Source organism: Paenibacillus sp. NFR01 (genome assembly GCF_900111565.1).
In the GTDB taxonomy this organism is placed as follows: domain Bacteria; phylum Bacillota; class Bacilli; order Paenibacillales; family Paenibacillaceae; genus Paenibacillus_AQ.
The window spans coordinates 111,286-132,542 of record NZ_FOIK01000005.1; the positions used below are offsets into that span (position 1 = coordinate 111,286).

At 58.8% G+C, this 21,257-nt stretch carries 15 protein-coding genes; 11 read left to right on the plus strand and 4 right to left on the minus strand.

Going from position 1 to position 21,257, the window contains the following annotated elements; translation table 11 throughout:
• The first annotated feature begins 68 nt into the window (after nucleotides 1-68).
• The 3 genes from BMW84_RS19815 to BMW84_RS19830 all read left to right on the plus strand — a co-directional run bounded on the left by BMW84_RS19815 (nucleotide 69) and on the right by BMW84_RS19830 (nucleotide 5,051).
• Entirely contained in the window at nucleotides 69-1,328 is a 1,260-nt protein-coding gene (locus BMW84_RS19815) for a PucR family transcriptional regulator (RefSeq protein ID WP_091071362.1), read from the plus strand.
• 194 nt (nucleotides 1,329-1,522) lie between these two features.
• The gene (locus BMW84_RS19825; RefSeq protein ID WP_091071366.1) at nucleotides 1,523-4,246 is read left to right on the plus strand and encodes a galactose-binding domain-containing protein; all 2,724 of its coding nucleotides are present in this window, start codon (nucleotides 1,523-1,525) and stop codon (nucleotides 4,244-4,246) included.
• An 88-nt stretch (nucleotides 4,247-4,334) separates the two neighbouring features.
• Nucleotides 4,335-5,051 (plus strand): protein-glutamine gamma-glutamyltransferase, encoded by a 717-nt coding sequence (locus BMW84_RS19830; RefSeq protein ID WP_091071368.1) that lies wholly within the window; start codon nucleotides 4,335-4,337, stop codon nucleotides 5,049-5,051.
• A gap of 88 nt (nucleotides 5,052-5,139) precedes the next feature.
• Here BMW84_RS19830 and hflX read toward each other — a convergent pair whose 3' ends face one another.
• Complete coding sequence (gene hflX / locus BMW84_RS19835) at nucleotides 5,140-6,417, minus strand: GTPase HflX (protein WP_091071369.1); 1,278 nt, start codon at nucleotides 6,415-6,417, stop codon at nucleotides 5,140-5,142.
• A 460-nt stretch (nucleotides 6,418-6,877) separates the two neighbouring features.
• Between hflX and BMW84_RS19840 the strand changes: the two genes are divergently transcribed.
• Nucleotides 6,878-7,672, plus strand: a complete 795-nt coding sequence (locus tag BMW84_RS19840) for a hypothetical protein (RefSeq protein ID WP_091071371.1) — start codon at nucleotides 6,878-6,880, stop codon at nucleotides 7,670-7,672.
• Nucleotides 7,673-7,689: 17 nt separating this feature from the next.
• Here BMW84_RS19840 and BMW84_RS19845 read toward each other — a convergent pair whose 3' ends face one another.
• Together BMW84_RS19845 and BMW84_RS19850 are read right to left on the minus strand one after the other, a co-directional pair.
• Nucleotides 7,690-10,716 carry a DEAD/DEAH box helicase gene (locus BMW84_RS19845; protein ID WP_091071373.1) on the minus strand — a complete coding sequence of 1,009 codons (3,027 nt, stop codon included), beginning with the start codon at nucleotides 10,714-10,716 and terminating at the stop codon, nucleotides 7,690-7,692.
• A complete protein-coding gene (locus BMW84_RS19850) occupies nucleotides 10,713-12,347 on the minus strand; it encodes an SWIM zinc finger family protein (protein ID WP_175498924.1) in 1,635 nt (544 codons plus the stop codon). The genes BMW84_RS19845 and BMW84_RS19850 overlap by 4 nt, the downstream gene beginning before the upstream one ends.
• A 169-nt stretch (nucleotides 12,348-12,516) precedes the next feature.
• Here BMW84_RS19850 and BMW84_RS19855 point away from each other — a divergent pair, with 169 nt between their 5' ends.
• From BMW84_RS19855 to BMW84_RS19865, 3 genes are read left to right on the plus strand one after another with little or no spacing between them, the layout of a single operon-like run.
• Nucleotides 12,517-13,089: a bifunctional transcriptional activator/DNA repair enzyme AdaA gene (locus tag BMW84_RS19855; RefSeq protein WP_091071376.1), complete on the plus strand. Its 573-nt coding sequence runs from the start codon at nucleotides 12,517-12,519 to the stop codon at nucleotides 13,087-13,089.
• Between the two features lie 3 nt (nucleotides 13,090-13,092).
• Nucleotides 13,093-13,650 carry a methylated-DNA--[protein]-cysteine S-methyltransferase gene (locus tag BMW84_RS19860; RefSeq protein WP_091071377.1) on the plus strand — a complete coding sequence of 186 codons (558 nt, stop codon included), beginning with the start codon at nucleotides 13,093-13,095 and terminating at the stop codon, nucleotides 13,648-13,650.
• Nucleotides 13,631-14,524 (plus strand): DNA-3-methyladenine glycosylase family protein, encoded by an 894-nt coding sequence (locus BMW84_RS19865; RefSeq protein ID WP_091071379.1) that lies wholly within the window; start codon nucleotides 13,631-13,633, stop codon nucleotides 14,522-14,524. Before BMW84_RS19860 ends, BMW84_RS19865 begins: the two co-directional genes overlap by 20 nt.
• An 87-nt stretch (nucleotides 14,525-14,611) precedes the next feature.
• Here the strand turns inward: BMW84_RS19865 and BMW84_RS19870 are convergent, their stop codons facing one another.
• Complete coding sequence (locus BMW84_RS19870) at nucleotides 14,612-15,040, minus strand: VOC family protein (RefSeq protein ID WP_091071380.1); 429 nt, start codon at nucleotides 15,038-15,040, stop codon at nucleotides 14,612-14,614.
• Nucleotides 15,041-15,207: 167 nt separating this feature from the next.
• Here BMW84_RS19870 and BMW84_RS19875 point away from each other — a divergent pair, with 167 nt between their 5' ends.
• The 4 genes from BMW84_RS19875 to BMW84_RS19890 all read left to right on the plus strand — a co-directional run bounded on the left by BMW84_RS19875 (nucleotide 15,208) and on the right by BMW84_RS19890 (nucleotide 21,215).
• Nucleotides 15,208-16,191 (plus strand): helix-turn-helix transcriptional regulator, encoded by a 984-nt coding sequence (locus BMW84_RS19875; protein WP_091071382.1) that lies wholly within the window; start codon nucleotides 15,208-15,210, stop codon nucleotides 16,189-16,191.
• Nucleotides 16,192-16,467: 276 nt separating this feature from the next.
• Nucleotides 16,468-16,932: an Hsp20 family protein gene (locus tag BMW84_RS19880; RefSeq protein WP_091071384.1), complete on the plus strand. Its 465-nt coding sequence runs from the start codon at nucleotides 16,468-16,470 to the stop codon at nucleotides 16,930-16,932.
• A 191-nt stretch (nucleotides 16,933-17,123) separates the two neighbouring features.
• Nucleotides 17,124-19,763, plus strand: coding sequence for an ATP-dependent chaperone ClpB (gene clpB / locus BMW84_RS19885; RefSeq protein WP_091071386.1), 2,640 nt, complete (start codon nucleotides 17,124-17,126; stop codon nucleotides 19,761-19,763).
• 414 nt (nucleotides 19,764-20,177) lie between these two features.
• Complete coding sequence (locus BMW84_RS19890) at nucleotides 20,178-21,215, plus strand: AI-2E family transporter (protein WP_091071387.1); 1,038 nt, start codon at nucleotides 20,178-20,180, stop codon at nucleotides 21,213-21,215.
• Nucleotides 21,216-21,257: the final 42 nt, after the last annotated feature.

Here is a 21,257-nt window from a genome sequence, read left to right on the forward strand (position 1 = left end):
CGCCCGTCGCCGGACTATAATAAAATCACTCTTTGAGCTTAGGCATTCTTCGGGTTGGGGTGGGGCGTTTGAACGAATTCGAACCGGCATTGGATCAATTTTTTGATAGCATGGAAGGTCTGGCGGACGCCATCAGCGAATCGCTGATGGCCCAGGTGACTATAGAAGACAGCAATCATCATGTGATCGGCTACAGCTCGCACCAGTTCGAGAGCGATCCGGCGCGGATATCGACGATTATCGGCAAGGTCGTGCCCAGCGCGGTCATCATCGGCCTGCGCAAAAAAGGGGTGATGCAGCGCCTGGAGACTTCCGGGCAGCCGCAACGCATCCCCGCCGTCATGGAGGTCGGGCTGGGCCCGCGCCTGGCGGTATGCATCAAACACCAGCAGGAGATCCTCGGGTATATCTGGGTCGTAGACCGCGGCAATCTTCCCGAGGGGCACGCCGAGCGCATCGTTGCCAAAGCGGCGGGCATTGCCGCCCGCTACCTGCTGAAGCAGCGGGGCTGGAAGCTGAAGCAGGAGAAGGCGCAGGAGGATTTTTTCTGGAAGCTGCTGACCTCGCATTTCGATACGGAGCCGCGCATCCGGCTGGAGGCGCAGGCCGAATCGATTGCCCTTCCGGAGCATTACTATATCGGCGTGATCGAATACGGCCAAGCGGCGGATGAACCCCTGCTGCAGCGGCTCCGCAGCCGGGCGGAGAGCATCTCCGGTTTCCTTCCGCTATTTCTGACCGCCGAACAGAATCGGGTGATTGCGCTGTTTTCGTTCCGCTATCCGGTCCGGGAGGCGCAGCAGCTTCAGCAGGCGATCGGCCAACTGCAGCGGGACCCCGGCCGCCCGGATGCCGCCGGGGTCAACGCGGCCTGCAGCCGGGAATACCGGGAATACGCCTCGGCGGAAGCGGCTTACAGGGAAGCCCTGGCGATTCTCGGGCTCAAGAAGCTGCTGCCGTACCATACGCGGGAGCTGCTGCTTTACGAAACGGTCGGCTTTTGGGCCTACGTTCCGGCAATCCTGGAGCAAAAACGGCGCCAGAGCCGCCGCAGTTCCCTGCTCATGCCTCTTATCGAACATGACCGGGAGCATAAAAGCGATTTTCTCAAGACGGTCGCCGTATATTTATCGCTGGACGGCAACCTGAAGGAAGCGGCCGCTTACCTGCATATCCACACCAATACGCTGATGTACCGGCTTAGCCGGATTGCCGAGCTGACCGGACGGAGCCTCAAGGAAACCCATTACCGCCTATCCGTATATCTGGATCTGCTGACCGAGGAGACGGAGCAGCTGAATGAATGGTTTCGGGGGGGCAGGGAGTAAAGAAAGGTTGCCGTTTGCATGTCCGGAACAGATTCTTGGGGCTAATAATCAGGAAATCACAAGCATGGTCACAATTTTGACGATACAGGTCATTATCGGAGTAGCCGGAGAATGGAAGGCATTCTTATACTTTCAGCAGCGGGCCGTTGAACGACGGCCGGTGCAGTCCATTCGAAAACTATGGAGGTAATGCAATGCTCAGAACATTAAGAGTCAACAAGTTCCTGGCGTACTTGCTTGTTTTATCTTTATTGGCCATTCCGATGCCTTGGGCCTATACGGTATCTGCGGCGGCTCAAACGTATGAAGCAGAGACCGCTGCGCTTTCGGGGGGAACCGTTGTCGCTGCCGACCATACCGGGTATACGGGGACCGGCTTCGTCGGCGGATATACGGATGCCAATAAAGGCAGCGCCTATACCCACTTTTCTGTAAGCGCTTCCTCTTCAGGAAGCTACACGGCGGCATTAAGATACTCCAATGGTACGGGGGCGGCGCAAACGCTGAGCCTGTACATCAATGGGATCCGGCTGAAGCAGATTTCACTTCCGGCCACGGCAGACTGGAATGCATGGTCCGTGCAGACCGAGACCGTATCTTTGAATGCCGGCAGCAACACGGTAATGTATAAATTCGATGCCGCCGATTCCGGGAACGTCAATCTCGACAACCTTACGGTAGATGCGGCGCTTGGGACGAATCTGGCCTTGGGCAAGACCATCGCCGCGAACAATACATTTTCCGGCTTTCCGGCGGGTTATGCGGTGGACGGCAACGCTTCAACCTACTATGAAGGCGCGGCGAACAGCTACCCGAATACGCTGACGGTGGATCTTGGCAGCGCGCAGGCGGTCCATACCGTAATTCTGAAGCTCCCCGCTTCTTGGGGAACCCGAACCCAGACGCTGTCGGTTCAGGGCAGCACCAGCAACACGTCCTATAATGTACTTGCGGCTTCGCAGACTTATACGTTCAACCCTGCCTCGAATAACAAAGTGCAAATTACATTTGCGGCGGCTTCGGCCAGATATGTAAGGATTAATTTTACGGCCAACAGCGGAGCGACCGGAGGGCAGGCCGCCGAATTCGAGGTCTATGGAACAGTCGGGGCTACGCCGACGCCGACTTCAACGCCGACCGCCACGCCGACGCCGACGGCTACCCCAACGCCGACCCCGACGGTTACGCCAACCCCAAGCCCGACACCAACCCCAAGCCCGACAGCTACGGCGGGTGCATATGGCGCAACGATGCCGTACGTTACTTATGAAGCGGAAAATGCGGCGTATACAGGAGCAGTAGTCGGTTCCTCCACAACGCCGGGCAATATCGCTTCCGAAGCTTCCGGGCGGAAGGCCGTCCGGTTGACCTCGGCCGGCCAATACGTGCAGTTTGCCTTGACCAAAGCAGCACGGGGCCTGACTATCCGTTATTCCATTCCGGATAACGCTGCAGGCACGGGTATCGATTCCGCGATCAGCCTGTATACCGGAGGAACGCTGTCCAAAGAGGTCAGCCTGACTTCCAAATACAGCTGGAATTACGGCGAATGGGGCACGGAAGGCGGAGAAATCCACTGGTCCAACAATCCAAATGCGGCGTCGACGACGCCCGCCCATATGTATGATGAGGTATCTGTTCTGCTCGATAAAGAGTATCCGGCCGGTACCCTGATCAAGCTTCAGCGAAATGCCTCTAACCTGAACTTTGCCTCTACGGCGAGCGTGACGATTGACCTGGTGGAAGCGGAGGCGGTGCCTGCCGCATTGACGATCCCTTCAGGCTATGTGTCCATTGCGAATTACGGCGCGGCCCCAGACGACGGAACAGATGATACCACGGCAATCAACAACGCCATCAATGCCGTCAAAAACGCCGGCGGAACGTATAAAGGCATCTGGATTCCGGCGGGAACCTTCAATCTGAACAATGGGAACAGAGGGGCGGCCTGGGATGGAACAGGCACCCGGCTGTATCTCGACGGCGGCATTTCCGTCAAAGGCGCGGGAATTTGGTATTCCACGCTCGCGGGCAACTATGCGGGTATTTATCTGAGAGGCGGAAACGCGACGATTTCCGATTTCAAAATCAGCGGCAATGACGTAATCCGCGACGACTATAACGGCGTGACGGGCGTGGAAGGCGTCGCCACGAACTCCACCATCACCAACCTCTGGATCGAGCATACCAAGGTAGGCGTCTGGCTGACCAACCAGACCAACAATGCCACTGTCTCGAATTCCAGAATCAGGAACGTTTGGGCGGACGGCTTGAATCTGCATCGCGGCACTTCCAACAGCATCGTTACCAACAACTCGGTCCGCAACAGCGGCGACGACGGGCTGGCCATGTGGTCGGACACCTACCTGGATACCAACAATACGTTCAGCTACAATACAGTGCAGCTCCCTACGCTTGCGAACAATATCGCGATTTACGGGGGCAAGGACAATAAGGTGATCGGCAACCTGGTTGCGGATACCGTACGCACCGGCGGCGGAATTGCCTTTGGCACCAATTTCAACCCGCCTTCCATGACCGGCACCTTAACCATTCAGAATAATCTGCTGCTCCGGACCGGCTCCGCCCACCGGGATTACGGCTACCCCATCGGCGCGGTTTGGGCGTATTGGCTGAACAACAGCGGCAAGGCTCAGAATCTGACTGTTGCGGTATCTGGCAATACGATCCAGGACAGCACCTACGAAGGGATATTCATCGAAGAGCCGGCGCCGGACATCTCGGTGACTTATGCGTCCAATACGATTATCAATGCCGGCACCTACGGCGTTTATATCAGAGGCTCGGCCACCGGAACGTCCGTCTTCAATAACAACACCGTGACCGGTGCGCCTTCCGGCAAGTTCCTGAATACGTCAACAAGCTTTACGGTATCGGGAACGGGAAACAATTGGTAGCCGCCCGAGATCTTGAAGTCACCATTCGAATGCCCGACACGTACAATAACCTATATTTTTTGACACTATAGGGAAGGGGCAGACCGTAATGGCATATGGCATTAATGCTGGCGGCGATCCGGAATTCGAGCGGCAGATGCGGGAGCGGATTATTGCGGCCGCATTGGAGATGAACGGCGGGGGATCGAATTTTTCCACCTTCAAAAATTCCCGCTGCAACCCGCAATACTGGAACCGTACGAACAATGGCGGATTTGAGCTGAAGAACGGAGTGTCGCCGTCCGCGGCAATTCGGGATATTTTTGTGAACGGCAGATTATATGCCTTTGAGTGCGCGATGGCTATGGTGATGATTCTGTACAAAGCCACCATCGATATGATCGGGGAAGGGGCGTTTGACCGGTATTTCCAAAACCTGTTCCTGTGGGACTGGAGCTATGACGACAATCTGCGGCTGATCACAACCTTCAATCCGTCGGAGAGAACGCCGGGAGACGTCGTGTACTTTAAAAATCCGGATCATGACCCGGATAAACAGGAATGGCAGGGGGAGAACGCCATTATGCTCGGTCCGGATCGTTACTACGGCCACGGGCTAGGCATCAAAACCGAAGAAGCGATGATCGCCTCGCTCAACCGGGAACGGGTCCCCGGCAGCCGCATCTCCGCTTATTTATCGGACGAAGCGCTTCACCCGGATTTCGCTTATATCCAGAGCCTGGGTCAAAGCCGGGCCGTGAGGAAGACCAACGGTCCGCGGACCGCGATCTACTCCCGCATCGGCTGCAAAACGTATATCAAATGAGAACAGCCGGGCCATGGCGGATTTTCCGCTTAGGTCCGGCTGTTTGCTTACTCCGAACAGGTTTCGGAGTCATGTTTTCTTGAGATCGTTATGCCTCACGGGAAAGCTCCGTAAAGTCGTTTTTGTATTTCTCGTAATCGCTCAGCTTGCATTCGAGAAGCAGCCGTGTGCCTTCTTCCTCGTAGCTGGTCTCGCGGATATGCGCGTTTTCGTTGAAATACGAAACCAGGCTGCCGCGGTCGTAGGGAACAAGAATCTCGCAGCGGATAAAATCGGTAAATACGCGGGCGCGGATCATGTCAGTGAGCTCGTCGATCCCTTTGCGTTCAGTGGCCGACAGACTCAGCGTATCGCCTTCCACGAGGGGGTACGGACGTCCGGCCAAATCGGCTTTATTGTAGGCGAAGATGGTCGGAATGCCATCCGCGCCGAGCGCCTTAAGCGTTTCGGTGGTTACTTCCATATGCTGCGCTACCTGCGGATCGGCGCTGTCGGCGACATGCACGAGCAGATCCGCTTCGGCCACTTCCTCCAGCGTGGAACGGAAGGCTTTGACCAGATGATGCGGCAGCCGGCTGACAAATCCGACGGTATCCGTCAGCAGGAAGGTTTTATGATCCGGCAGCTCAATGCTGCGGACGGCCGTTTCGAGCGTGGCGAACAGCATGTTTTTGGCCAGCACTTCCTTTTCCTCGCCGGGATGGTACGTATCGACGAGCGCATTCATCAGGCTGGACTTGCCGGAGTTCGTATAGCCGACGAGACACACGACCGGCACTTCGTTTTTATGGCGCTGTTTCCGCTGAAGCTGGCGGCGCAGCACCATGCTGTGCAGCTCCCGCTGCAGCGCCGTGATGCGCTCCTCGATCCGTCTGCGGTCCAGCTCCAGCTGTGTTTCCCCGGTACCTTTGTTCTTGAGGCCGGCGCCGCCGCCCTGCCTGCCGAGCGCTTCGCGCATTCCGCTTAGACGGGGGAGCAGGTATTGCAGCCTTGCAACCTCCACCTGCAGCTGGGCCTCTTTGGTTTTGGCGCGTTCGGCGAAAATATTAAGAATCAGCACCGTGCGATCAATGACCTGGCGGTCCAGATCAGCCTCCAGGTTGCGGATTTGCGACGGAGACAGCTCGTCGTTAAAGATCACTGCAGCCTCCTCGTCTTCCTCCAGCAGCCGGGCCAGCTCCTGCACCTTGCCGGTTCCGAGATAATGGGACGGGTTAATCCGGCTCGCTTTTTGCGTCAGCTCGCCGATGACCTCGATCTCGCAGGCCGCCGCCAAATTCCGCAGCTCCTCCATGGCATAAGCAAAATGATCGTCATGCTGCAGCTCGACGCCGACGATAATCGCGCGTTGTTGTTTGGTTTCCATACAGTAAATCTACCTCCAGTTCAAAATGAGACATAAAAAAGCACAGGCAAACCGCCTGTGCGTACGATACGAGGACAATAGAATAGGCATAAAGGTCTTTGGCATCCGGGCCTGAAAAAGCCCGAGGAACAACGCCGGACCGCTCCCGGACGCAGCAGGGTTACGCTGCGGGTAAAGGGAGTGTTATGCGGAGTAGTTCTTCCCGAATATCATGGGGCTGCCTAAAGTGGATAGACCTATCCTGAGTCCTCTGCACAGGGCAGAGCTTTGGCGCTAATGGCATAAATTAGCCGCGCAAAGTGCGAACCCGGATATAATCAATCACACGGCAACCCTCCGATCTCAAAAGTTAAGGTCATTGTAGCATAATAACCATTTTCCGGCAAACCGGCGGCTGTCCCGAAACTTCTTCCCCGGGCTGCATACGATATCGTAGTCATGTTTAGAAGGAGGATGCGCCGTGGCTGTGTACACTACCAATACGTTGACCCGTCTGCCGAGCGGAAACATGCAGACGATCGTCCAGGCCGTCGTCAAAATCGTCAACAGCGGAACGGCCGACACTCTGGTGTATTTAACCGGTTTGAACAACGACAACAATCCGGAGTCCCTGTTTGCTCAAGAACTGCTTGAACTTACCGTCGGCAGCGTGGTCACCAGAACCTACAACATTACCTTTAATTTTTTTCAATTCAACGTGTATTATTCCCAGGACCTCCTGGGCGTGGAGATATTCCTGGTTGACACGGTCGGCGTCTATCAGCGGGTGGATTTGAAACGCGTCGATTTAAGCCGGATCACCTCGGAGTTCCGGGATAATCTTGAAGTGACGGATACGCCGTTCGCGGCCATCAGCTTCCGCCGCAGCCCGACGCTGACGATTCCCGAAGCGGTGGCTTCGCAGCTGCGACCGGACGGCGTGCAGATTCTGGCATCCACGCCTATCCGCTATTCTCTGGTCGCCGGAGGGGCGGTCAACGGCACCTTTGTAAGCTACCCGACGCCCACCACCATTATTCCTACGAATGCGACGGCGCTTCAGGTGAATTATACTTGCACCACGGTAACGGGCGGGCGGGTCATTACCCAGGGGATCGGCTCGGGCATCGCCGGCGCGTATCAGAGCGTTACGCTCGACTTGCGGAGCGAGCAGCTGTCCTACAGCCTGCGCGAAGAGACGCTGACGCTGGTCGTCAGCTCGCTGACCGGCGAGGACAGCGTAGCGGCCGTTTTCCGGATGGCCGAGCAATGGTAGGAACGGGCCGAAATCCTTTAACCCGACCAGTCCCGCCGCAGGGTGATCAGCTCGCGCAGCGCTTCGGTGGACAACTCGGTAATCCATTGCTCCGAGCTGGAGATGACGTCGTCGCTGAGCTGCTGCTTGCCGACGAGCATCTCGTCGATCCGCTCCTCCAGCGTACCCAGCGAGATGAATTTGTGAACCTGCACGTCTTTCGTCTGCCCCATCCGGTAAGCCCGGTCGGTCGCCTGATTCTCGACGGCCGGATTCCACCAGCGGTCGAAGTGAAAGACATGGTTGGCTGCGGTTAAATTCAGGCCGACGCCTCCCGCTTTGAGCGAAAGAATAAAGACATTCGGCTGGTCACCCGCTTCTCCGGCACTGCTTGCAGAGGCCGCGGGCGCCTGGAAGCGTTCAATCATTTTGTCGCGTACAGTTTTGGGCGTGCTGCCGTTCAGGTACAGCACAGGTTCGCCGAGCTCCGCTTCAAGCACGCGCTTGAGCATGTTGCCCATGCCGATATACTGGGTGAAGATCAGACAGCGGTCATTCTCTTCCCGAAGCTCGCGCACCATGGCAAGCAGCCGCTCCAGCTTCGCCGAACGCTCGATGAGTGCCGGTATGTCGCCCGGCTCCAGATCGGGGCTGCCCTCTTTGGTCAACAGCAGCGGATGGTCGCAAAGCTGCTTCAAGGAGGTCAGCGCGGAGAGAATCGCGCCCTTGCGCTGCATGCCTTCGAGCTGCTTCATCTTCTCCATCAGCTCGGCCACCGTTTGCTCGTACAATGCCGCTTGCTCGGCGGTCAGGTGGATGTAGGTTTTCATCTCGTTTTTATCGGGCAGGTCGAGCTGAATGTCCGGATCCTTCTTTTTGCGGCGCAGCATGAACGGCTGGACGAGCTTTTGCAGCTCGCCGGTACGCTCTTCGCTGCGCTCTTTTTCAATCGGCAGGGCGAAACGCGTCTGGAACGCCTTCGCGCTGCCGAGATAACCCGGCGCAATAAAGTCGTAAATGGACCACAGCTCCGACAGCCGGTTCTCGATCGGCGTGCCGGTCAGCGCAATTTTATGAAGCGCAGGAAAGCTGCGCACCGCCGCGGACTGCTTGGTCCCGGCGTTTTTGATGTTCTGGGCCTCATCGAGGCAAATGGCGTTCCAGGTAAACTGCTTCAGCAGCTCCTGGTCCAGCGAAGCCGTTGCATACGAGGTCAGTACGACGTCGGCCTGCATCGCCGCGCCGAAAAAGAAGCCGTCCGCCAGACGCCGGCTGCCGTAATGCAGCATGACCTTGAGCGACGGGGCGAAGCGCTGCAGCTCCTTCTGCCAGTTGCCCAGCACCGAGGTCGGGCAAATGATCAGCGCCGGCCAGCCGGGCGGATCGGTCTGCCGCCGCCCTGCGGGCACGCCTTCCCTGAGCGCCTGCGCCTCCAGCTCTTTCACATGCAGCAGATAGGCGATCAGCTGCACCGTTTTGCCAAGGCCCATGTCGTCGGCCAGGACGGCGCCCATGCCGTAGCGCCGCAGAAAAGCCAGCCAGCCGAAGCCTTCGCGCTGGTAGCTGCGCAGCTCGGCTCTTAGTCCGGCCGGCGGCTCGGGAGCCGGCCGCTCCGCACCGTGGCCCAGCTGCCGCACCAGTCCCAGTAGCTGCTCGTTCAGCTCGACTTCCAGCTCCAGGCGCGCCGCGGCTTCGAGCGGATCTTCCTCTTCCTCCTCCGGTGCTGCAGCGCCGGCCTTTTGCGCGAACGCCTTGCGCTGTTCGCGGAGAATATGCAGCTGCAGCGCATCCTGGAAGGACAGGCCGCGCGACTTGTCCATGCTGGCCATCGCCCGTTGGATCTGCGCGAGCAGCGCCGGGTCCAGCGGGATCCACTGGCCGCGGAAGTTCACGAGCCGCTGGCCGCGCGCCAGCAGCTCCGCGAACTCTTCTTCGGAGAGGTCGGCTTCGCCGATGGAGACGCGCCAATCAAAGTCGATGATCGAGTCCATGCCAAACAGGGACTTCCCGGAGCGCGTCTCTTCGCCGGCGCGGACCTTGGCGCGCAGGCGCGGCTTTGTGCGCCCGGCGGCTTCCCACCACGCTGGGAGCAGCACCTGCCAGCCGGCCGCGAGCAGCCGCCGGCTGTCTTCGGTCAGGAACCGCCAGGCGCCCTCGTCGCCGAGCGGCTGCGCGAGCACATCGGCGCCGTGGCCGATGTGCGCCGGCAGGCTCTCGCGCAGCTGCGAGAGCCAACCCGGCCCGCGTTCCCGGACATGGTTCGTCCAGGAAGCGGGCCACAGGCCATGCGGCTCGCCGTCGTCCGCGAGCCGCACCGGAACAAGCGCGGAAGCGTCGCGCTTGTCCTGCAGCAGCAGCTGGAGCCGCCAGACCGGATGCTCCTCATCCGGCTCCAGCAGCTGCAGCGCCGTGCGGAACGCGGCCGTGTCCGCACGCCAGCCGATGGACATCAGCCAGCTGTCCTCGTCCATCCCGGCCGTCCCCGCTCCTCCGGGGGAGAAGAGCGGGGGGAACTCGCCGCGCAAATCGTTCAGCGCGGCCGCCGTGCCGTAATGGCGCTGCATGACCGCCGCGGAGAAGGCGGCGCGCAGGCCGGCCGCGAAGTCGGGGACATCGGCGAGCCCGCGCAGCGCCGCCCGGGTCTCCGACCCGGCGGCAGCAAGCTCGGGCGCTTTGGCGTCCCAATGCCAGCGCAGCGCTCCTTCGCGGAACGCGGCCAGGCTTGGCGCATAGCGGCGCCCCTCGATCAGCCCGTCCAGCAGCGGCGCCAGGAGCAGCATTCGTTCGGCATTGTTGACGAAGCTCCAGCCGATATGGCGGAGCGGCCTAAGGCCGGCGAAGAACGCAAGCGTCTGCTCCGCGGGCAGGACGACGACCTCGACGTCGTCGATGCGGCGCACGGCCAGCTCGGTGCCGTACACCGAGGCTTCATGCCAGGCAAACAGCAAATGCTTGAGCGCCAGGCCGGGTATGTATTCCGCCCGTTCATCCGTACCGAAGAACAGCGCGTCGCCGTATTCGCTGAGGACAAGCTGGATGGTTACCTGTTGTAGGAAATGGTTCATGGATTCAGCTTTCCTTTCTGCAATTCCTCCTGGAGCGCCCGCAGTCTGCTGTGCTTAGCCGAAAAACCGGAGAGATAGTGTTCCCACCATTCCTCGCGTTTCAGCTTCTTGTAGATCTTGCCCAGCCGCTTCAGCAGCCGGACTGCCTCCTTGTAGCTGTGGCGGTTTTTCTCCAGTACAAGCCGTTCCACGGCCTGATGGTAGAAGGGCAGCAGCACCTCGGGCGCCGCTTTCTCTGCCGGCTGGAGGTCCTTGGCCCGGAACTGGCTCGGCGTGTGGCCGGAAGACAGATGGTAGTCCATCCACTCCTGCCACTTGCCGGACTCGGCCAGCTTCCGCTCGTAAATATCTCCGGATTGGGGAAGAAGGCCGGACAAGCTGTCCCACATCGCGGCTTCCAGTTCCGGCCGGTGACGTACAGCGTCCTCCCAGGCGGCTGCAAAATGCTCCAGATGCGTCTTGGGATACCCCGGCAGCAGCGGGCCGATCCAGCCGAGCCAGTCCGCCAGCCGTTCCCATTCTTCGGCTGCCGTAAACGGCTCCGTAAGACCCAGCAGTTCTTCCGGAAAAAGGCCGGGCCGCTGGGCGGCTTCTCCCAGAAGCTTTTGGGCTTCAAGGTCGTTGCCGAGCAGCACCCAAATCCGTGCCGCAGCCAGCTTGAGCGCCTGTTCCGCTGCTCCGCTCAGGTCCTGGGCCGCTTGGTTCAGCTCTTCCAGCTCGCGGATCAGGCGTGCTTGGCCTTCAGCGTCCGGTGCGAGCCAGTTGCGGCAGATCAGCCCGTAGCAGATCGAGTAGCAGGGCAGTTCGCGGGACCGGTCGCGGGGTTCGGCCAGCATGCCGCTCCGCAGCAAAGCGACGGTGTCCTCCAGCCGTTCCCGTTCTTCCGGATCGCTCCGTAGGTCCAGCGGCTGTTCCATCAGCTGCTTCAGCGCATCGAGCAGATCGGTAAGGGCCGCTGCGGCATAGAAGCCGAGCGAGACAAAGCCGTTTGAGCCGGGGCGGTTCCCGGGCCGGATAATCTGCTCCAGCATATAGAAACGGGCGTGAAATTGAAACAGCCGTTCTCCCGTCTTCGTAAGTCTCGGCATGGATAGCAGAAGCTGCTCCAGAATCTGGCCGGCCTGCTGCAGGTTCCACATCGTTTGCCGGTAGGGCTCGGTAGCCGTCCGCATATATTCCCGCCACTGTTCGACAGAGCCTTCGCCGAGCGAATCGGCCAGCTGCCGGAGCAGGTCGCGCCGGCCCGGCACAGGAACGCCGCGGGGAGAGGGAGCCTCTGCCGCCGGCTTGGGCATGGCGCTCAGCGCCTTGCTGTTCGCCAGCATCGCTACCGGCCGCTCCTCCTGCTGGGCGAACTGCATTAGCACGGCGGCCATATGCTTGCAGGGCTTGTCCTCCGGGCAGTCGCACTGACTGGCGGACAAGCTGTCCAGATTGACGTCGAGGACGTAATTTTGCCGGCCTTCAACAAGCGCCACCATTTTGCGCGCCGCGTACATTTTGAGGGAAATGACGCGTCCCTGCTTGAAATATTGAAATCCCCGTTTGAGGGTTAAATCATCGAAATAAAGCGCCGCGTCCGCAAGGAGCCGGGTCCATTCCTTGTCGGTCATGGGACTTTCGGTATGCATCGCCATCGTTCTCCCATACTAAATTCGTACTATCGTTGTTTCTAATTATAGCATTACGGCGGGCGGACGCCGCGGAAAATCGCAGGCTGTCGAAATTTTGCTCTCCTATTGCCGGAAGGTACCTTCGATCCAGGGGATCGTATATACTTGTGCGTAAGAGGTGACAAGGATGGATCAGGGATTGTTCGAACGCATTTATGAGACCGTAGTCAATCGGGAGCCGACGTATGACGGCATCTTTTATACCGGCGTGCGGACGACCGGCATCGTATGCAGGCCTTCCTGCCGGGCGCGTACGCCCAGGGCGGAGAACGTAGCGTTCTACCGCTCGCTGGAGGATGCGGTCGCGGCCGGCTTCCGTCCCTGCAAACGATGCCGTCCCGAGGAAGGCGGCCGGCTGCGCCCGGATGCCGTACTCGCAGCCCAGGCCGATGCGGTCATGGAGACATCGTTCAGAACGAAACTGACGCTGGAGGCGTTGTCCGGGCAACTCAAAGTCAGCCCGTACCACCTGCAGCGGACCTATAAACGCGTAACCGGGTATACGCCGGCGGCAAAGCTGGACGCGCTGCGGCTGTCCGAAGCCAAGCGGCTGCTGTCGCAAAGCGGTCAGCCGGCCAAAGCGGTCGCCGAAACGGTCGGTTTTCGCGGCGCTTCGCATTTCGCAGCCTGGTTTGCGGACAAAACGGGGGTAACCCCGACGGAATACCGGATGCGGATGAATCCCAAAGGAGGTCGATGACCCATGAAGGAACCGATCAACATTTACCGCTGGCCGCTGTTTGCCGGCAACCGCGGTTGGACGCTTTGGGCGAGCGACAAGGGATTAATCCGGCTGTCGTATGAGCAGGATGAGGGCAAGCTTCCTGCAGCCTGGCTGAAGACCTACGCTCCGCTGCACACGATCGCCGAGGACCGGAACGTATTCGCGGACATGGGGGCCATCGCGCTGCTGGAGCAATATTTTGCCGGAGAAAAGACCGACTTCAGCGGTCTTCCCCTCGATCTGTGGGGAACGCCGTTTCAGCGGGAAGTATGGGGGGCGCTGGCCGAGGTTCCTTACGGCGTAACGGCCAGCTACGGGGATTTGGCTGTGCGGATTGGCCGTCCCAAAGCAGTGCGGGCAGTCGGTACCGCCAATGGCCAGAACCCGGTCCCCGTCATCGTTCCCTGCCACCGCATTATCGGCACCAACGGAACCTTGACCGGCTACCGCGGCGGACTGCAGCTCAAACAGGAGCTGCTGGCACTGGAGGGAATTACGGGAGTGGGGGCGACGGGGCATGAACGATTTGCTTTTTGAGATGGCGCTGCCCCCGGATTTCCGCTGGGACGTCAATCTGGACTACATGAACCGCTCGCCGCTGGAATGCCTGTATGTTCCGGATGCCTCCGGGGTCAACCGGCTGTTTGCCTTCAGCGGCGGACCGGCGCTGATCCGGGCGGCAGCGGCAGGAGACCGGCTGAAGGTGATGCTGCTGGCAGGCGTTATGCCAGCGCCGCAGGAACAGCAGGACCTGGCGGTGTTCATTGCGGAATGGTTTGATCTGGACCGCGATCTGAGGCCGTTTTATGCGCTGGCCGCGGCGGATCCGCTGCTCGCGCCGTTGGCCGAGCGGGAACGCGGCCTCCGGATCATTGCCTTGCCCGGTTTGTTCGAAGCGTTATGCTGGGCAATCCTCGGCCAGCAGGTGAACCTGGCGTTTGCCTACAAGCTGAAGGAACGTCTGACGCAGCGGTATGGCGGTTCGCTGGAATGGCAGGGGCGAACGTATTATCATTTTCCCCGGCCGGACGTATTCGGCGATGTTTCGGAAGAGGAGCTGTGCACGCTTCAGCTGACCCGAAACAAAGCGCGGGCGGTGCTGGAGGTGGCGCGGCTGCTGGCCGCCGGCGAGCTGAGCCGGGAGGAGCTGCTGGCGCTCCCGCCGCAGGAAGCCGAAGCCCGGCTGCTGCGTATCCGCGGCGTCGGTCCGTGGACCTCGCAGTATGTGCGGATGCGCTGCCTGCGGGACACGACCGCTTTTCCCGCTGGCGATGTCGGCTTGCAGAACGCGGTCAAATTCCTCGCCGGGATGGACCGCAAACCGACGCCGGCTGAACTCATAGAAATGGCCGCGCGCTGGAAGGGCTGGGAAGCCTACGCCGTCTTCTATTTGTGGCGGGCGCTGTATTGAAGCGGCTTAATTCAAATAAAAGCCATAGCTCCTGGTCCCAGGAGCTATGGCTTTTTTGCCGGGCGCCGGTTGACGCGCAGCTTTAGATTACCGCGAACGGCGGGTAAAGACCTGGAAGGTGACGCCGAACTTGTCCGTGACAATCCCGTAAGCGGGGCTGAAGTGAATCGGGCCGAGCGGCATGAGGACTTGACCGCGTTCACCGAGTGCGCCGAACAGCCGCTGCGCTTCATCGGCCGTGTCTACCGTAAGCAAAATTTGAATGCCTGTGCCCAGCGGAAGCGGGCGGTCCGGGAGATGGTCGGCAACATAGAATTCGCTCGCGCCCGCCTGAAGCACCGAATGCGCAATCCGCGCTTTGTGCGTTTCCGGCATCGGGGCTTCGCCCGGCTGCTGGGGCCCTTCGCCAAAGGTCTGAATGAAATGCAGCTTCGCCGGCAGCGTCTCCAGATAAAAATCGATTGCCTCGCGCGCCTGGCCGTCCAGCCAGATAAACGGATTGACTTGTATGCTCATTGTTTGTCAGCCTCCATGTGGGTTGTATTGGTTTTCGCCCTGTATAACGGGAACAGCTTTATTGTATGCTATAATAGTGACAACTTTTGTCACTGATTATGGAATGGATCGAAAATTATGTAATTATTCGAAATAACGTTGCCAACCAATAATAAGGGAGAAACGCCATGTCCAAATCGAAACGGCTGCTGGAGCTGATGATGATCGTCAACCGCAAACGGAAGTTTACCGCTATGGAGCTGGCCGAACAGTTCCAGGTATCGAAGCGGACCATTCTCCGCGATCTGCAGGAGCTGAGCGAGCTTGGGGTTCCCCTGTATTCGGAGGTCGGCCCGCACGGCGGGTATCAGGTGCTGCGGGAGCGGATATTGCCGCCGATCGCGTTTACGGAGGATGAGGCGGTAGCGATCTTTTTCGCCAGTCATGCGCTGCGGCATTACGCCTATCTGCCATTTAAGGAAGATTCGGCGTCTGCATTAAACAAGTTTTACAACAGCATGTCCGGCGAGGTGCGCGACCGGATCGACGAGGTGAAGAACCGCATCGATTTTGTTGTACCCAAGCGGCAGGCGGAGTTTCCCCATTTGGCGGCCTTGCTGGAAGCGGCTACCGAACAGCGGGTGCTGCGGATTGACTATGCATCCAGAGGGCGGCAGCGGGAGCGGGACATCCAGCCTATCGGCATTTATGCCAGCAGCGGATTATGGTATTGCCCGGCGTATTGTTTTCAGCGCGAAGAGCTCCGCCTGTTCCGCTGCGACCGGATTGTTGGCGTACACCCTGGCGGGAGCGGCAGAGCGCCGATCGATTTGCGTGAGGTTCACCTAGGCAATACGGCGGATTGGGGGAATCAAGAACCGCTAGCGGCGACAGGCAAGAACCGGACGTTTACCCTGCGCGCCGGGCTCAGCCGGAACGGGGTGCAGCGCTGCGAATCGGAGTTGTGGGCGGACCGCCTGCTGAAGGTGAATGAGGATGGCACGGGGAGGCTTGAGGGCGAGATTGTCCCGGGCGACATTTCTTATTTTTCCGGCTATTTGCTCGGGCTTGGGCATGAGGTTGCGATTGATGAGCCGCCTGAACTGCTGGAGGCATTGAAGCGGCTGGTTGCCGAGATGGCGGTGAAATACGGCGCCGGGGACGAACTTTGACCCGAGATGCGTATCATACCCGGAAAGCGCACATATACTAAGCAAGCCTGGAGTCCCCATGAAAAGGGATCACTGTGCTGAAGCATAAAGGTCAAACAAGGTCAAAATTAAGGAAACTGTAAAAATAAGGCCGTAAATTCAGCCGAAACGCCGGGAGATACCGGTTTTTCGGCTTATATCCGTTTTGTGATCTCCTCCGGAGTGGACTATAATAAAGCCATAGGTCAAATAAAGTCAAAGTCAAATCTATAACAACTCTTGAAGGGAGAATGGATTATGTTCGATCTGGTTCCTTTTGGCAAACGCAAAGACGATGCTTTTGGCATGCTGGCAAAATCGCTGCAGGATGTATTCAACGACGACTTTTTTGCGCCACTGAAGAGCACGACGTTATCCTTCCGCACGGATATCCGCGAGAGCGAAAACGCGTATACGATCGAAGCGGAGCTTCCCGGCTTCAAGAAAGAGGATATCGACATTGATTACAATAGCCCGTACTTGACCATTAAAGCGGTACGCAAGGAAGAAAGCAGCGAAGAACATCAGGAGCATCAAGTGGTGCGCAGAGAACGCCGCTACGGTGAATATGTCCGCCGTTTCTATGTACAGGATATTGCGGAGGATGGCATCCGCGCTTCGCTGAAGGACGGACTGCTGACGCTGGAAGTGCCGAAAAAGCTCAAGACGCCGGGCAGACGGATTCAGATTGAAGACGGCGGAGACGCCGGCCGGCTGCAATAACGGGATCTGGCCCGGCCGCAGCGTCTGGGGAAAAGCGGAATCCGGGAGGCCTTTGGTCCCCCCGCTACATTCCGCGGCAGCACCGCTGCCGGGCTTTTATATAGCATGTTCACGCCGAAGGCGCATTGTAACGGGTTCTCTCGCTATGATGCGTCTTTTGGCGGGTAATAAGGAATGGAGGGTGATGCCCGATGGATTTTAACAAACTTACGCAAAAACTGCAGGAAGCTGTGGCAGAGGCGCAATCGCTGGCAGCGGCAAGCGGCCACCAGGAGATCGACAGCCTGCACCTGCTGAAGGCGCTGCTTCAGCAGCAGGAGGGTCTTTTGCCCCGGCTGCTACAGAAGTTGAATATACAGGCCGGGGAGATGCTGCAGGCGGCGGATGCGCTCCTTCAGCGCAAGGCCAGCGTCGGCGGCCCCGGCGCCGGAACGACGCGCCGCTATGCTTCGGCCGCGCTGATGGAGGTGCTGGAGCAGGCGGAGCGCATTGCCTCGCAGATGCAGGATGAATTTATTGCAGTGGAGCATGCCGTGCTGGCGATGGTCTCCGATACCGGCAGCGGAAACCGCGGGCTGCGGATGCTGTTCACCGGCCGCGGTGTGACGCGGGAGAAGCTGCTGGCGGTGCTGGCGGAAATCCGCGGCCATCAGCGCGTCACGAGCCGCGATCCGGAAGCCACCTATGAGGTGCTGGAGAAATACGGCCGCGATCTCGTCGCGGAGGTGCGCGCGGGCAAGGTCGATCCGGTGATCGGCCGAGACGGCGAAATCCGCCGGATCATCCGCATCCTGTCGCGCAAAACGAAGAACAATCCCGTGCTGATCGGCGAGCCGGGCGTCGGCAAGACAGCGATCGTAGAGGGGCTGGCCCACCGGATCGTCCGCAGGGATGTGCCGGAGGGACTCAAGGACAAAACGATTTTCTCGCTCGACATGAGTGCGCTGGTCGCCGGGGCTAAATACCGCGGGGAGTTTGAAGAACGGCTGCAGGCGGTACTGAAGGAAATCCGCGAGAGCGACGGGCGGATTATCCTGTTCATCGACGAGCTGCATACCATTGTCGGCGCGGGCAAAACGGAAGGCGCCATGGACGCCGGCAACATGCTGAAGCCGATGCTGGCCCGGGGCGAGCTGCATTGCATCGGGGCGACGACACTGGACGAATACCGCAAGTACATCGAGAAGGACCCGGCGCTGGAACGCCGTTTCCAGCAGGTGACGGTGAGCGAGCCGGATGTCGAGGATACGATTTCGATCCTGCGCGGGCTGAAGGAACGCTTCGAGGTGCATCACGGGGTGAAAATCCACGACAGTGCCCTGGTCGCCGCGGGCGTGCTGTCGAACCGCTATATCACCGACCGCTTCCTGCCGGATAAGGCCATTGACCTCGTCGATGAGGCCTGCGCAATGATCCGCACCGAAATCGACTCCATGCCGGGCGAAATGGATGAAGTCACGCGGCGCCTGATGCAGATGGAGATTGAAGAAGCGGCGTTGAAAAAGGAAACCGACGACGCCAGCCGGCGCCGCCTGGAGACGCTCCAGCGCGAGCTGGCCGACCTCAAGGAGAAGCAGCTCGGTATGACGGCCCGCTGGGAGAAGGAAAAGTCGGCCATCCAAGGCATCCGCGATCTCAAAAAACGGCTGGAACAGGCCCGCAAGGACCTGGTCGACGCGCAGGAGATCTATGACCTGAACAAATCCGCCGAGCTCAGCTATGGCGTAATTCCCGACCTGGAGCGGCAGCTTAAGGCCGCAGAAGAGGCGGCGCAGCAGGATCAGGACACCCGGCTGCTCCGCGAGGCGGTGACCGAAGAGGAGATCGCCGACATCGTCTCGCGCTGGACCGGAGTTCCGGTCAGCCGGCTTGTCGAGGGCGAACGCGAGAAGCTGCTGCGACTCGAAGAGACGCTGCATGAACGCGTCGTCGGCCAGGACGAGGCGGTCTCTCTGGTGGCCGACGCCGTGCTGCGGGCGCGGGCCGGCATCAAGGACCCGAACCGGCCGACGGGTTCGTTCCTGTTCCTCGGCCCGACCGGGGTCGGCAAGACGGAACTGGCCAAGGCGCTTTCGGCCTCGCTGTTTGACCGGGAAGACGGCATGATCCGCATCGACATGTCCGAATACATGGAGAAGCACAGCGTCTCCCGGCTGGTCGGCGCGCCTCCGGGTTATGTCGGTTACGAAGAAGGCGGCCAGCTGACCGAGGCGGTCCGCCGCCAGCCGTACAGCGTCGTGCTGCTGGATGAAGTGGAGAAAGCCCATCCGGATGTCTTCAACATTCTGCTGCAGCTGCTCGACGACGGACGGCTAACCGATTCGCAGGGCCGTGTCGTCGACTTCAAGAATACGATCGTCATCATGACCTCCAATATCGGCTCGCCGCATCTCATCCAGGGAACGGATGACAACGGCGATTTGACCGAAGCGGTCAAGCAGCGGGTAATGAAGGAGCTGAGCGGACATTTCCGTCCCGAGTTCCTCAACCGGGTGGACGACATCGTCATGTTCAAGCCGCTGACGAAAGATGAAATCGCCCAAATCGTCGGCAAGCTTGCGGACGGCCTGCGCCGGCGGCTGGCCGAGCGCGGCGTCGGCTTGACGCTGACCGACAACGCCGTGCGGTTTATCGCGTCGGCGGGCTTTGACCCGGTCTACGGGGCGAGACCGCTCAAGCGGTACATCCAGCGCGCCGTGGAGACGCCGGTCGCCCGCGCGCTGATCGCGGGGCAGGCGCCGGAAGGTTCGGCGCTGGTCGTCGACGAAGAGGACGGCTCGCTCCGCGTGACGATCGAGGCGCCGGAAGCGGCGGGAACCGCAAGCCGGTAAGCCGCTCGGCGCCCTGATATCGGCACCTTAAGAAGGCAATTCGCCAAAGCCTCATGATCTGTCCGCGGGCAGACCATGGGGCTTTTGTATTTTTCTCAAGGCCACTTCTGATTACCTTCGTTGCATTTTCCGCAGCAAAAACGAAAAATGCATGGTACAACATGCAACGAAGTCCAAAAAATAATAGCCTATACCTGAATCCGTTGCACGTCATGCAACGTAGATACTTTCATGATCAAATGTGCGACGTATTGGCTTTCTGGAGGTGGAATGGGGCAGAAGAGGATCAAGTGCTTGTATGCGGCTTCGAGCGTGAAGTTTTTTGTCGGTTTTTGCGGTTTCTGATTTGCTGACCGGGCAACCGTTGCGGTAGACTATAAGGTAGATTGAAATGCAGGCGAATGGAGAGGAACAATGGAGGTATTTAAGCGTTTTTTCGCGAATTTGACAACCCGGCGCTTTTTGATTCTGGCGCTGATTGGATTTTTGCTTTATTTTATCCGGGACATGATGAACCTGGTGCTGTTGACCTTTTTGATCGCGTTTGTCATGAACAGCTTTCAGGTTCTGCTAAGCAAGCAGATCGGCAAAGTCATCAAGGTGAACAGCAAGATTATCATTATTATTTTGTATCTCGCGCTGATCGGCATGATCGTGCTGGCGCTGGTCAATTATTTGCCCCGGGTGTTCTCGCAGATCCAGCAGTTGACGAACTATTTGATCAATTTGAATCCGAATGATTTTCCGCAGAACGAAGTATTTCAATACGTATTTGATGCGCTGAAGGATTTGAATTACAAAACCTATCTCGACCACGGGATCGATTATGTATTCAAAATCAGCAACTGGGGCACTACCTTCGTGCTGGCAACCATCCTCAGCTTCGTTTTTATTCTGGAGAAAAGCCGGATCATGAGCTTCACCGCCCGGCTGAGAGACAGCAAAATCTCCTGGTTCTATGTTGAACTGGAATATTTCGGACAGAAATTCGTCTCCTCCTTCGGCAAGGTCATTGAGGCGCAGATCCTTATCGCGCTGTGCAATACATCCTTTACGGTGATCGGGCTGTGGATTCTCGGCTTCCCGTATCTGTTCGCGTTGTCGATCATGATTTTTCTGCTCAGCCTCGTGCCGGTTGTCGGCTTCATCATTTCGCTCATTCCGCTTTGCATCATCGGTTATAACACCGGCGGCCTGGTGACACTGATTTATGTCATCGCCATGATCGCCGTGCTTCATGTGATTGAAGGCTATCTGCTGAATCCGAAGCTGATGTCTTCCAAAATGAACCTGCCGATGTTCTACACGTTTGTCGTGCTGCTGTTCTCGGAGCATTATATCGGCGTGTGGGGCCTCATCGTCGGCATTCCGATCTTTGTCTTCTTCCTCGATATTCTGGATATCAGCCGGGATCCGGCAAAGCCGGAGCTTGCGAAGAAATCGCCTAAATAAACGAAAAACCCGGCCGATAGGCCGGGCTTTTTTTGACAATGG